Origin of the sequence: Achromobacter sp. ACM01 (assembly GCF_014851745.1) — a bacterium.
Lineage (GTDB): Bacteria > Pseudomonadota > Gammaproteobacteria > Burkholderiales > Burkholderiaceae_B > Achromobacter > Achromobacter aegrifaciens.
On record NZ_JACVAF010000002.1, the window covers coordinates 105,405 to 118,784 of the forward strand.

11 protein-coding genes are annotated in these 13,380 nt (G+C 66.8%); 4 read left to right on the forward strand and 7 right to left on the reverse strand.

Annotated elements, in window-relative coordinates:
• Positions 1-118: 118 nt before the first annotated feature.
• From IB268_RS08925 to IB268_RS08935, 3 genes are all read right to left on the reverse strand, one after another.
• Entirely contained in the window at positions 119-1,795 is a 1,677-nt protein-coding gene (locus tag IB268_RS08925; RefSeq protein ID WP_192354114.1) for a urocanate hydratase, read from the reverse strand.
• A gap of 10 nt (positions 1,796-1,805) precedes the next feature.
• A complete protein-coding gene (locus tag IB268_RS08930) occupies positions 1,806-2,897 on the reverse strand; it encodes a DUF917 domain-containing protein (RefSeq protein ID WP_175182222.1) in 1,092 nt (363 codons plus the stop codon).
• A gap of 219 nt (positions 2,898-3,116) precedes the next feature.
• On the reverse strand, positions 3,117-4,007 hold the full coding sequence (locus IB268_RS08935) for a LysR family transcriptional regulator (RefSeq protein ID WP_054459123.1): 891 nt from the start codon (positions 4,005-4,007) through the stop codon (positions 3,117-3,119).
• A 99-nt stretch (positions 4,008-4,106) separates the two neighbouring features.
• On the opposite strand from IB268_RS08935, the gene IB268_RS08940 reads away from it, so the two are divergent.
• Complete coding sequence (locus IB268_RS08940; protein WP_125473084.1) at positions 4,107-5,462, forward strand: dihydroorotase family protein; 1,356 nt, start codon at positions 4,107-4,109, stop codon at positions 5,460-5,462.
• 11 nt (positions 5,463-5,473) lie between these two features.
• Positions 5,474-6,736, forward strand: coding sequence for a Zn-dependent hydrolase (locus IB268_RS08945; protein ID WP_192354115.1), 1,263 nt, complete (start codon positions 5,474-5,476; stop codon positions 6,734-6,736).
• Positions 6,737-6,770: 34 nt separating this feature from the next.
• Here the strand turns inward: IB268_RS08945 and IB268_RS08950 are convergent, their stop codons facing one another.
• The 4 genes from IB268_RS08950 to IB268_RS08965 all read right to left on the reverse strand — a co-directional run bounded on the left by IB268_RS08950 (position 6,771) and on the right by IB268_RS08965 (position 11,540).
• Entirely contained in the window at positions 6,771-8,009 is a 1,239-nt protein-coding gene (locus IB268_RS08950) for an ABC transporter substrate-binding protein (RefSeq protein WP_054453748.1), read from the reverse strand.
• A 124-nt stretch (positions 8,010-8,133) separates the two neighbouring features.
• Positions 8,134-8,877, reverse strand: a complete 744-nt coding sequence (locus IB268_RS08955; protein ID WP_192354116.1) for a GntR family transcriptional regulator — start codon at positions 8,875-8,877, stop codon at positions 8,134-8,136.
• Positions 8,878-8,879: 2 nt separating this feature from the next.
• On the reverse strand, positions 8,880-10,496 hold the full coding sequence (locus IB268_RS08960; RefSeq protein ID WP_370540011.1) for an AMP-binding protein: 1,617 nt from the start codon (positions 10,494-10,496) through the stop codon (positions 8,880-8,882).
• A 3-nt stretch (positions 10,497-10,499) separates the two neighbouring features.
• Entirely contained in the window at positions 10,500-11,540 is a 1,041-nt protein-coding gene (locus IB268_RS08965) for a cyclase family protein (protein ID WP_192354117.1), read from the reverse strand.
• A gap of 103 nt (positions 11,541-11,643) precedes the next feature.
• Here IB268_RS08965 and IB268_RS08970 point away from each other — a divergent pair, with 103 nt between their 5' ends.
• A complete protein-coding gene (locus IB268_RS08970) occupies positions 11,644-12,639 on the forward strand; it encodes a tripartite tricarboxylate transporter substrate binding protein (RefSeq protein ID WP_175214445.1) in 996 nt (331 codons plus the stop codon).
• Positions 12,636-13,358 (forward strand): SDR family oxidoreductase, encoded by a 723-nt coding sequence (locus IB268_RS08975; RefSeq protein ID WP_054453757.1) that lies wholly within the window; start codon positions 12,636-12,638, stop codon positions 13,356-13,358. Before IB268_RS08970 ends, IB268_RS08975 begins: the two co-directional genes overlap by 4 nt.
• Positions 13,359-13,380: the final 22 nt, after the last annotated feature.

A 13,380-nucleotide genomic window follows, 5' to 3' on the forward strand; every position in this document is an offset into this window, starting at 1 on the left:
CTTTCCCCTGGAATCATGCGTGCTTGGAGCACGCTCTGAATAAACTGAAAATGAACCGCCGCCCCTTGGCCCTGCGGCGGCACGCGCACGCCTTCAAGCATCGTGCCGCCCACGGTCGCTAGTCGCTCTGTCCAGGGCTGTTGTGGCTGTATCGGGGGGTGTCGATTCGTGCGATGTTCTTCTTGCGCACTTCGTCCAGCGCGTCTTCGTAGCCCGCATCCGCATAGCGCAGTACGCCGCTGGCCGTGTCGTTGGTCATCGACAGGCGCAGGCGCTGGTCGGCGGCCTCGGTGCCGTCCGCCACCACGGTTACGCCGGCGCTGGTCATGTAGCCGCTGTATCCGCCGCCGCCCGAATGGATCGCCACCAGGTCGGCGCTGGACGAGCAATTGATCATGGCATTGAGCAACGGCCAGTCGGCGATGGCGTCGGAGCCGTCGCGCATGTTTTCCGTCATGATGTTCGGATGGGCCATGGCGCCGGCGTCCAGGTGGTCGCGTGTGAAGGCCACGGGCCCGCTCAGCACGCCTTCGCGCACCATCCGGTTCACTTCCAGCGCCAGCTCGGTACGCTCGCCGTGGCCGAGCCAGGCGATGCGCGCGGGCAGGCCCTCGAACGGCACTTCCTTGCGCGCCAGCCGGATCCAGTTGGACACGATGAAGTTGTCCGGGAAACGTTGCAGCAGGAAGTCGTCGATCTTGCGGATGTCGTCCGCGTCGTTGGACAGCGCGATCCAGCGGAACGGACCGATGGCGCGCGCGAACAGGGGCCGCAGGAACGCCTCGGTGAAAACCGGGATTTCGAACGCGCGCTCGACGCCGCCCTGTTTCGCATGGGTGCGGATCAGGTTGCCGTTGTCGAAGACGATCGAACCGCGGTCCTTGAATCCCAGCATCGCGGTGACGTGGCGGACGATGGAGGCGCGGCTGGCGTCCATCAGCCCAGGCACGTCGCTGCGGCGCATGTCGGCCACCTGTTCGAGCGTATGCCCGGCGGGAATGTAGCCGTAGACCAGGTCGTGCGCCGAGGTCTGGTCGGTGACGATATCGGGCACGATGCCGCGGGCCAGGATTTCGGGGTAGACGTCCGCGGCATTGCCCAACAGGCCGACCGAAACGGGTTCGCGGCGGGCCTGTGCCGCCTGGATCAACTCCAGGGCTTCGTCCAGGGTGTCGGCGCGCCGTTCAAGAAAGCCTGCCTTGATGCGTTTTTCGATGCGCTCGGGGTTGATCTCCACCGTGAGGATGGCGGCATTCGCCATGCGGCCGGCCAGCGGCTGCGCGCCGCCCATGCCGCCCATGCCCGCCGTCAGGATGAAGCGTCCCCGCAGATCGTTGTCGAAGTGGCGTTCAGCGATGCGCGAGAAGATCTCATAGGTGCCCTGGATCACGCCTTGCGAGCCGATGTACTGCCAGTCGCCCGCCGTCAGTCCGCCCCAGCAGATCAGGTTGTCGCGTTCCATCTGGTAGAAGTTCTCGGCATGCGCCCACTGGCCGACCATGTTGCAGTTAGCCATGATCACGATTGGCGCTTGCGGATGCGTGCGCAGCACGCCTATGGGTTTGCCCGACTGGACGATGAGGGTCTGGTCCTCCTCCAGTTCCATCAGGGCCTGCACCATGGCGTCATGCGCGGGCCAGTCGCGCGCGGCCCGGCCCAGCGCGGCGTAGACCACCAGGTTGGCCGGGTCTTCGCCCACCGCCAGCACGTTTTCCAGCAGGCGCAGCAGCGCTTCCTGGCGCCAGCCTTTGCAGCGCAGGGTGTTGCCGCCGGGGATGTTGAATTCTCGTTTCACGCCGTTTACCTCAGGATGCCAATGCGTAGTCGGTGAAGTTCATGCCCAGCGCCTTTTCCACGATGGGATAGACGGAAGGATCCGTCACACTGGAAGACAGGGGGATGTGTTGCTTCTGCACGTGCAGCACGCTGACTTGCAGGCCCTCGCGTAGCTTGCCCGCGCTGACGGGGTTGCCGTCGCTGTCCAGCGTGGTGATCACATCCGGATAGCAGGCCACCCGTTCTCCCTGGCCGTCGGTCACCGCCATGTGTTCGTTCATCACATGGATGACGCGCTTGGAGGCGCCTTCGCCGATTTCGACGGTGCCGATGTCGAAGGCTTCGTCGGTGTAGCGCAGCGTATTGCGCACCACCTTGCCGGAAGCGATGATCTCGCCCTGCGTGGCTTTGCAGATCGCGTCGATGACCGCGCTGCCGCCGCGCGCTTGTGCGGCGATGATGGCCTCGCCCAGCGCCAGGGCCTTGCTGATGCCGCCCAGCGCTGCATGGCGGCGCACATAGGAAGCGCGTATGGGGTTGCGGCAGCTGGCGATGAAGCCGCCCGCCATGTCGGCCGCCTTGCGCAGCACCGGCGATACCTTGCCGGTGGCGCCATGGACGGTCAGCTCCATATAGGAATTGCTGGCGCGGTTGCCACCCACCGCGCACTGGATCATCGGTTCCGGGCTGCCCGCCAATCCCAGCGAACCCATGTCGCCGGTGGGGTGGGCGCGGATGTCGCCGACGGCGTCGACGACCTTGGTTCCCAGCACGGCCGAAGGCAGCCAGCCGTTCAGCGTGCTGGACATGCCGTTCTGGCCGATGATCAGCCCGTAGATCCGCTCTCCGAGCGCGTCCTGCAGCCGTTGCGCGGCCTTGACGTAGTCGATGCCCAGCATTTGCCAGTCGGTGAGCCCGCCCGGCGCGCCAATCGCGGCCGCCGTGGCGATCCAGGCGTCGTCCGGCACCTCATCCATGGTTACCAGTTCAGGGCGGCCTATGGTGACGGCAAGCGAGCCCAGCTCACGCCCATGCTCGGCCCAGCCGCCTCCGCCGCAGGCGAATACCGACCCGCCCCGAACCGCAGCCTCGACATCTTGCATCGTCAAAATTCTTCCCATGACGCCTTTCCTCCCGGTTGCTCATTTCAATGATTCCCGCAACGGTTGCGGGATGGACGGGGGATCATAGGAAGCAGCCCTGATAATGTCGTATTACCTTTTATGCTTTGTACATAACATGATGTTAATTGCTGGACGCGCTCATAGCGGAGCGGTTGGGCAGCGGGAAAAGGGTCTGAGGGATATCCCCTAGGCGCGTGATCGAGGCGCCGGGCTGATTCAGCCGCGCTGGTCGAGCTTGTGGAGCACGTCGATGAAGGCTAGCGCCAGCCGGGACAGGGGCTGGAGCGCGAGATGAAACACATTGACCGGCGCGTTCACGGTGCCGATGATCGGCAGGGTCACCACTTCCGACCAGATCGGCCCGGCTACCGTAATCTCGTCCACCAGCGCCACGCCTGCGCCAGCTTGGACCAGGGCGCAGGCGACGTGCGCCTGCTGGACCTCGATGCGCGGTTCGGGTTGTGCATGTTCGCCGCCGAACAGCTTGTTGATCAACATGCCGAAGGGAATGTCCGCGCTGTAACCGATCAGCGGCTCTTCGGCCAGATCGTGCACCGTCACGCGGCCGCGCGCCGCCAGCGGATGCCCTTTGGGCAGCACCGCCACGATCTGGTTTTCATACAGCGGCTGCCACGCCAGGCTGGGGTGTTCCACCGGCATGTAGGCCACGCCCAGTTCCACCTGTTGCGTCAACAGCGATTGCTGCATCACCGTGGGGATCAAGGTTTGCAGGACGATGCGCACTTCCGGGAATTGCCGCCGGAACTGCGCGATCGCGCGGGGCAGCAGGGACTGGCCGAGGCTGGGGCTGCACGACAGCCGCAGTTGGCCTTCGCGGTTCTCCGCAAGGTTTTCGGCGACCTCGTTCACGCGCTGCACGTTCTGGTACAGCGCCGTGACCTCCACGAACAGCCGGTGGGCCTCAGGGGTGGGGTACAGCCGGCCCTTGATGCGCTGGAACAGCATCAAGCCCAGGCGCTGCTCCGTATAGGCGATCAGCCGGCTGACCGCGGGCTGCGAAACAAACAGCAGCTTGGATGCGCCGCTGATGGAGCCGCTGAGCATGATGGCCCGGAAGACTTCGATCTGCCGCAGATTCAATTTCATATGCTTAACCTGATGTTAATTCTCACGCACATATAAGCATAAGACGTTTTGGATGGCCGCTCCTACACTGCCTGCACTCAACACAGGATGGAAGCGGTCATGAGCGATTTCGATTTGGTGGTGCGCGGCAACATCGTCGACCCGGATGGCGTGGTGATGGACGGCTGGCTGGCGGTCAGGGACGGCAAGGTCGCGGCGCGCGGCGCTGGCGAGGCCCCCGCGGGCCGCGACAGCGTGGATGCGCGGGGCCAGTGGATCGTGCCCGGCGTGGTCGACGGCCAGGTGCATTCGGGCAGCCAGCTGAACCAGGAAGGACTGGGCTGGGCATCGCGCGCGGCTGCCGCCGGCGGGGTGACGGTCATGGTCGACATGCCCTACGACGATCCGGAACCCGTGGCTTCGCGTCCGCAGCTCGACGCCAAGATCGCCGAGGTGGAGCGCGATTGCCATGTGGACGTGGCGCTGTTCGGCACCCTGAACACCCAGCACGGCGTGGCGGCCGCGGCGGGGCTTATCGAAGGCGGCGTATGCGCCTTCAAGTTTTCGACCTTCGAAGCGACCCCGGGCCGATTTCCCCGCATCGAGGAAGACGATCTGTACGCAGCCTTCCGCCTGATCGCTCCATCCGGACTGGTTTGCGGCGTGCACAACCAGATGCAGGAACTGACCCGCAAGAACATCGCGCGGCTGGTCGAGGCCGACGACACCGGCTGGGACGCGTTCATGCGCGCGCATACGCCGCTGATCGAGAACCTGGCGACGGCGCTGATCTATGAGATCGGCGCCGAAACCGGCGCGCGCGCCCATGCGGTACACGTGTCGACTTCCCGCGGTTTCGAGATCTGCAACATGTACCGCCGCAACGGCCATCGCGCCAGCATCGAAACCTGCGTGCAGTATCTGATGCTGAACCACGAAGAGCACACCCGCCGCTTCGGCGCGAAGACCAAGCACTATCCGCCGATCCGTCCCAAGGCCGAGGTCGACCTGCTCTGGACCCATATCGCCAAGGACGAATGCACCTTCGTGTCGTCGGACCATGTCAGCTGGGGCCTGGAGCGCAAGCAGAATCCGAACGTATTCAAGAACTCGTCCGGCGGCCCGGGCCTGGAAACGCTGTTGCCCGCTTTCTGGACCGGCTGCGAAGAGCATGGCATCGCGCCGTCCATGGTGGTGCGCCAACTGAGCCGCAACCCCGCGCAGCACTTCCTGCTGGATGACCGCAAGGGCTCGTTGGAGGTGGGCAAGGACGCCGACATCGTCATCCTCAAGCCGGAACGTTATGCCTTCGATCCGTCTACCAGCCTGTCGGCGGTGCAATGGAGTTCGTTCGAAGGCCGCGAGTTCACCGTGCGCGTCGCGGGCACCTGGTGCCGCGGCCAGCAGGTCTACGATGGCAAGGGCATCGTCAATCAGAAGGGCGACGGCCGCTTCCTGCGTCCGCGCCAGGCCTGAGGGAAACGGCAATGTCTGTGCAGTTTCCTCCCCTGAACGCCGAGCGCCTCTGGGCCCGCGTCGAAACCCTTTCCCGTTTCACCCTGCCCGACGTCCCCTGGACGCGCCGCGCGTTCTCGCCGTTGTTCGACGAGGCCCGCGCCTGGCTGCGCAGCGAATTCGAGGCCGCGGGCCTGGCGACCCGCCTGGATGCCGGCGGCAACCTGATAGGCACGCTGGCCGGGCGCGATCCCGCGCGCAAGCCCATCGCCACCGGCTCGCATTGCGACACCGTGATGGCCGGGGGCCGTTTCGACGGCATCATCGGCGTGCTGGCCGGCATCGAAGTGGCCCACACCTTGCGCGAGCAAGGCGTGCAGCTGGAACATCCCTTCGAGGTCATCGACTTCCTGTCCGAGGAGCCCAGCGACTATGGCATTTCCTGCGTCGGCAGCCGCGCGCTCTGTGGCCAGCTGACGCCCGACATGCTGGCGGCCCGCAATCCCGAAGGCGAGACGCTCGCGGCCGGCATCGCCCGCATCGGCGGCGACCCCTCGGCGCTGGGCGCGCCGCTGCGCGGCCCTGACGGCACCGCGGCGTTCGTCGAACTGCATATCGAACAAGGCCCGGTGCTGGAAAGCCGCGGCCTGCCTATCGGCGTGGTCACCAACATCGTCGGCATCCGCCGCGTGCTGATCACGGTGGAAGGCCAGCCGGATCATGCCGGCACCACGCCCATGGACATCCGCCGCGACGCCCTGGTGGGCGCGGCCCGCATCATCGATGCCGCCCACCGTCAGGCCAGCGCCGCCAGCGGCAATCCGCATTACGTGGTCGCCACCGTGGGCCGGTTGTCCATGACGCCGAACGCCGCCAACGCGGTGCCAGGCCGGGTCGAGCTGACGCTGGAAATGCGCGGCGACAGCGATGCCGTGCTGGACGCCTTCCCGGAAACGCTGATGGCCGGCGTGGCCACCGACCTGACCGCGCTGCGCCTGTCCGCAAGCTTCACGCAGCTAAGCCGCGCGCGGCCGACGGACTGCACGCCGTTGGTGATGGACGCGGTGCAGGCCGCCGCCGACCAGCTCGGCTACGCCTCCATGCGCCTGCCCAGCGGCGCGGGCCACGACGCGGTCTACATGGCGCCCACCGGCCCCATCGGCATGATCTTCATCCCCTGCCTGAACGGCCGCAGCCACTGTCCGGAAGAGTGGATCGAACCCGCGCAGCTGCTGGATGGCACCCGCGTGCTGTACCAGTCGGTGCTGGAACTGGACCGCAAGCTGCGGGCATGACATGGCGGGCGCCCACCGGGCGCCCGCGTCACCGCTACTTCTTCACCAGCGGGCAGGACGAGCGCGACAGCGGCATGAAGGCCTGGTCGCCGGGCAGGGTGGCCACCAGCTTGTAGTAGTCCCAGGGCCGCTTGGACTCGGACGGCTTCTTGACTTCGAACAGGTACATGTCATGCACCATGCGGCCGTCCTCGCGGATGCGGCCGTTGGTGGCGAAGAAGTCGTTGATGGGCATGGACTTCATCTGCTTCATCACCGCCGTGGGCTCGTCGGTGCCGGCTGCCTGCACCGCCTTCAGGTAGTGCATCACCGACGAGTAGGTGCCGGCCTGGCTCATGTTGGGCATTTTCTTGAGCTTGTCGTAGTAGCGCTGGGACCAGGCCCGGGTCTGGTCGTTCATGTCCCAGTAGAAGGCCTCGGTCAGCGTCAATCCGGCGGCGGCGTCCAGGCCGATGGCGTGGATGTCATTGATGTAGAGCAGCAGCCCGGCCATTTTCTGGCCGCCCTTGGTCAGCCCGAATTCGCTGGCGGCCTTGATGGCGTTGACCGTGTCGCCGCCGGCGTTGGCCAGGCCCACGATCTGCGCGCGGCTGGCCTGGGCCTGCAGCAGGTACGAGGCGAAGTCGCTGGAGCCCAGCGGGTGGCGCGATGCGCCCAGCACGGTGCCGCCGTTGGCCTTGACGACTTCGGTGGCGGACGCTTGCAAGGTGTGGCCGAAAGCGTAGTCGGCCGTCAGGAAATACCAGCTCTTGCCGCCTTGCTCGACCGTGGCGCGCGCCGTGGTGTTGGCCAGCGACCAGGTGTCGTAGGTGTAGTGCACGGAATAGGGCGAGCACAGGTCGTTGGTGATGCGCTCGGTGCCGGGTCCGCTGAACACCACGATCTTCTTTTTCTCGCGCGCCACTTCCAGCACGGCCAGCGCGGGGGCGGAGCCGGCCACGTCCATGATGGCGTCGACCTTCTGGGTGTCGTACCACTCGCGTGCCTTGGCGGCGGCGATGTCGGCCTTGTTCTGGTGGTCCACCACCATCAGGTCGATCTTCTTGCCCAGCACCTTGCCGCCGAAGTCGGCGATGGCCATTTCGGCGGCGGTCGCGCTGCCTTTGCCCGTGACGTCGGCGTACACGCCGCTCATGTCCAGGATCAGGCCCAGGCGGACCACGTCGTCGGAGATCGCCTGCGCCATGGCGCAGGGCGCGGCGGCAAAGGCGGATAACAGGGCTAGCGTGCTGCGCAACTTCAGGGAAATCCGGGGGGTTCTACGGCATTTCATGGTGGGTCTCCTTTATGCCGGATCTTGTTCGGATACTGCTGGCGCTTGGGGATCTGCTGCGGCGCTCTGTTCTGGCTTGACGCTGGCGGGTCGAGGTGGGATGCCTCCTTGTCTTGAATGTGGTCTAGCGATGGGACAGCAGGTCGAATTCCATCCGCACCTTGCTGAACGGGAACTCCAGCCGCGCGAAGTACACCACGCGGCCATCGATGCAGGCGTAGCGGCGTATTTCCGCCACGGGCGAGGACACGGGAATCTGCAGGGACTCGGCGGATTCCTGGCCGGCCTGGATCACGTTCAGCACCTGGCGCGCTTCGCTGATGCGTGCGCCGTAGTACTGGTCCAGCACCGGCGCCACGGTGCTTTTGCGGATGCGGGCGCGATGCTTGCGGAACAGCGCGCTATCCAGGAAGACCTCGCTATAGCAGAAGGGGGCGCCATCGGTCGTGTGCACCCGCCGCAAATATTGGAAGCTGCCGCTGCGGTCGGCGCCGCAAGGCATGCCCAGCGTGTCGGGCAGGGGCGAATCGGCGTTGGACTCCACCAGTGAAACCGTGCCCAGCTGATTGCTGAGTTCCACGGTTTCGGCCCAGGTCTTGGGGATCAGCAGGGTGGGCGTTTCGGGCAGTTCGGCATTGACGAAGGTGCCCGATCCGCGCGAGCGGCGGATCAGGCCATCGTCTTCCAGCAGGCCGAACGCCTGGCGGATGGTCGCCCGCGAGATGCCATAGGTTTCCATCAGCGCTTCCAGTGGCGGGATCTGCTGGCCGGGCCGCCAGGTGCGGTTCTGGATGTTGCTGCGAAACAGCGCCGCCGCCTGCAGATACAGCGGCTGGGGGCTCCGCGAGAAAAGCTTGGGGTCGGCCATGTTCAGGCGGAGGGCGTCGTGTTCGGAGCCGCGAGCATGGCATCGGCCATCTCGCGCAGCCGGTGCTTCTGGATCTTGACCGAGTTGGCGCTTTCCACCGAGGGGAATGCATCCAGCACGGTAAAGCCCGCCGGCGTCTTGAAGCCCGCCATCGCGGCTTTGCACGCGGCGGTCCAGCCCGCGGGGTCGGCGGCTGCGCCCGGCTGCAGCAGCACGAAGGCATAGGGCACGGTCTTGCCCTTTTGCGTGGCGCCGACCACCTGGCAGGCGCGCACGCCCGGCAGGGTTTCGACTACCTGTTCGATTTCCACCGGATTGACCAGAAAGCCGGACAGGCGCAGCGAGTCGCCCATGCGGGTCTGGAACACGAACTGGCGCGGATTCAGCGTGTAGCCGAGATCGCCGGTCTTGAAGTAGCCGTCATCCGTGCAGGCGCCGCGGGTGGCCTCGGGATTGTCCAGATAACCCTGCATCAGGCTGGGCGAGAGGATTTCGAGTTCGCCGGATTGGCCATGCGGCAGGATTTCGCCCGTGGCGGGATCGCGGGCGCGCACGCGCGCCTCGGGGTAGATCAGCGTGCCGCCGGGCTGGTGGCGCGCGGACACGTCGCCCTCGGCGGGATCGCGCGGCTGGCCGGCGACCAGGGCCACCAGCTCGCTGGAACCATACAGGCCGGTCAGCGGCACGCCGGCCTCGCGGGCCAGGTCCAGCATGTTGTCCAGCGCCGGCGTGAAGCTGGCGAAGCCAAACAGCCGTACCGAGGCGAAGTCGCCTTGGGCTCCCGCCCGCATCATGCCGACCAAGGCCTCGTTGTTGGCGTAGGTGTGCGTCACCGCGTGGCGGCGCACCGCTGCGGCGGATTGGGCGGTGTCGAACACCGGCGCGCAGACCACGGGCGCGCCTTGCGCCAGGCCGCCGACCAGCGTCGCGAAGCCAAAGGCGCCGCAGAACGGCGCGCTGGCGAGTACACAGCTTCCCTCGTCATAGCCATAGGCCCGCGCCACGGCCGCGCCGTGGTTCAACAAGGTGCGCTGGTCGTGCAGCACGAACTTGGGCTTGGAGGTGGTGCCAGACGTGGTGAAGCACAGCACGCCCGCATTGGGCCGGGCCGGCGGCGCTGTGTCGGTGCAGGACTGCAGGTCCTGGTAGCGGTGCGCCGGCTTGCCATGGAAGCTGGGGGGCAGCGCCTCGTCGGCATTCGTCAGCGCGATCACGCCTTGCAGGCGCTCCAGGTGTTCCGGCGCCACTTCGCCCAGGATGCCCTGGAAGTCTATGCCCTTGAACCCCGGCCAGAACACCAGCCAGTCCGCCTTGCCGCGTCCCAGGATGTCGGCCAGCTCCAGCGCCCGGAAGCGCGTGTTGACCGCCAGCACCAGCGCGCCCAGGTGCGCGCAGGCCAGGAAGGATTCCACCCAGGCGGCGCAATTGGGTAGCCAGACCGCCACGCGCTGTCCCGGGCGCACGCCGATGCGGGCAAGGCCGGCGGCCAGCGCGCGGCTTTGCGTCCGCAGTTGCGCGGCGCCGATGGGCTGGTCCTGGTCGATCAGCAGCGGCGCATCGGGCCGGCGCGCGACCAAGGCGTCCAGGTGTTCGGAGAACGTCGAGTACGGCATGTTCATGGCTTACACCGTGGCGATGGGCGTCACGGGAGAACCCACCGCGCCAGGCATGCGCAAGGGCGGGGCGGTCAGCAGGAAGCGGTTGCGGCCCTGCGCGTGCAGCCAGTCGGCCAGGTCCTTCAGGTACCAGAGTTCGGCCAGCGGCAGGCCCAGCTTGAAGAGGCAATGGTGGTGCAGCGGCAGGATGGAGTGGCCGGGGCCGGAGGTGCGCGCCGGATAGGCTTCGACCGCGTAGTTGTCGGCGCAGATCGCGGCGATGCCGGATTGCGTGATCCAGTCCAGCAGCGCCGGGTCGGAGCCGTCCAGCACGGCGCCGGTCTGCTCCAGCTTGTGCGGATCGGGCTGGCCGTCCATGGCAACGATCGCCTCGGCAAAGCCCGTGCGCAGCACCAACATGTCGCCGTGTTCGACCGTCACGTTCTGTGCCCGCATGGCGGCCTGCAGGGCCGCCAGGTCGACGACCGTGCGGCCGGGGCCGTAGGCGCGCGCCAGGTCCACCAGCACGCCGCGGCCCTGCATGCCTTTTTCGGCGTAGCGGTTGATACCCAGCTTGCGCGCGTACGAGCCGCCGGGCGGGCAGCAGGCGTCGTCCGATTTGTCGGGATCCGCGCCGCCGAACACGTCCACGCCGGCGGCGTAGCCGTTGTAGTAGACGCGACGCGCCTGGCCATCGCCCTGGATGTCGAACAGCGCGCCCACGTGGCACAGGCCGTCCCACTGGGTGGAGTACTGCATGGACAGCGTGACCTGGTCGTCGGACAGCACGTCCACGGCTTCGGGCTGCACCTGCGACATCTGGAAGTTCAGGTAGGGCGTGCCTTCGCGGAAGGTGGGCTTGAGCATCGGCGCGTGGCGGCGCGGGTTCAGCACGTTGCCGCCAGGCAGGTCCAGCGGCAGGGACAGGCAGAACACCTTGCCCGTGCGCACTTCGCGCACCGCCTGCAGCACTTTTTCCTCGGTCAGCAGGTTCAGGCGGCCGATCTCGTCATCCGGGCCGAAGTCGCCCCAGGTGGAGCCTTCGGGGCGTTGGGTCCAGCGTTTCATCTGCTTGTCTCCTGGAGGTTTTCTATGTTCTTATGAATATAGTACGTATTTACGTACTTTAAAAAGAAATCCGCAATCAGCGGGTTCGATAGGAGACAAGCCCATGACGCAATTCCTGCAGCGCAGGTTGGCGATCACTGCGCCGGCCCTGGCCGCGCTGGCCTTCCTGACCTTGCCCGCGGCCCAGGCCGCCGGCTATCCCGATCATCCCGTGACCGTCGTCGTGCCGTATCCGCCGGGCGGCGGCGCCGACATCTTTGGCCGCGCCATCGCTCACGCGCTGGAGCCGGGCCTGAAGCAGACCGTGCTGGTCGAGAACAAGCCCGGCGCGGGCGGCAATATCGGCATGGCCTACGTGGCGCGCGCCAAGCCCGACGGCTACACGCTGGGCCTGGGCACCATCGGCACCCAGACCATCAACCAGTTCCTCTACAACAACATGGCGTTCGACCCCGAACGCGACCTGGTGCCCATTGCGCTGGTGTCCACCACGCCCAACGTCATCGCCGTCAGCGCCAAGTCGCCCTACAAGACGGTGGCCGACGTGATCAAGGCGGCCCAGCAGTCCAAGGACAAGAAGCTGACCTATGCGTCGCCGGGCATAGGGTCCTCGGTGCATCTTACCGGGGCCTATTTCGAGGCCATGGCCGGCGTGACCATGCTGCACGTGCCTTTCAAGGGCACGTCCGCCTCGCTGCCGGCGGTGGCGGGCGGGCAGGTCGACCTGCTGTTCGACAACCTGCCGGGCGCGCTGGCGCAGATCAAGGATGGCAATCTGGTGCGGGGCGTGGCGGTCACGTCGGCCGCGCGCGACGCCTCGGTGCCCAACCTGCCCACCGTGGCGGAATCGGGACTGCCGGGCTTTGACGTCACCGCCTGGTTTGCGCTCTACGCCCCGCGCAATACCCCGGAACCCGTGGTCAAGCAGTTGATCGAAGCCGCGCGCAGCGGGCTGAAGAACCCGGCCGTCGCGGCCAACTTTGCCGGCATGGGCGCCAGGCCCGGCACGCTCTTCGGCGCGGACCTGGCGGCCTTCGAAGCCGGGGAACGCAAGAAGTGGGGCGGACTCATCAAGGACAAGGGAATCACCGCGCAATGAAAACGCCCACCGCACTGGTCACCGGCGGCAGCCGGGGCATAGGCCGCGCCATCGTCGCGCGCCTGATCGAAGATGGCTTCGAGGTCGTCAACTTCAGCCGCGGCGCGCCCGCAGCGCTCCTGCCCGGCGAAACGTTCCGTTCGGTCGACCTGGGCGACCCTGCGGCCACGGTGGCCTCCGCGCAGGAGTTGGCGGCCGAGCGCCAGGTCCTGCATCTGGTCAACAACGCCGGCATGATCCAGGTCGCGCGCATCGGGGACGTGACGCAGGAACAGATGGCGCGGATCATGGCGCTGAACGTCACGGCGCCGGTGCTGCTGATGCAGGCCCTGCTGCCCGGCATGCGGGCGGCGGGCTACGGGCGGGTGGTGAACATTGGCAGCCGCGCCGCCCTGGGCAAGGACGGGCGCACGGTTTACGGCGCTTCCAAGGCGGCGCTGGCCGGGATGACACGCACCTGGGCGCTGGAGCTGGCGGGCAGCGGCATCACGGTGAATACCGTGGCGCCCGGACCCATCGCGACTGAACTGTTCAACCAGTCCAACCCGCCGGGCGCGCCGCAGACGCTGGCTTTGGAGGCGGCGATCCCGGCGGGGCGCGTGGGCCGACCCGAAGAGGTCGCCCATGCCGTGTCCATGTTCATGGACCCGCGGGCGGGCTTCATGACGGGACAGATGCTGTATGTGTGCGGGGGAGTGTCGGTGGGGCTTGCCGGCTAGCTGCTTGTTGCGTTGCGCGGTT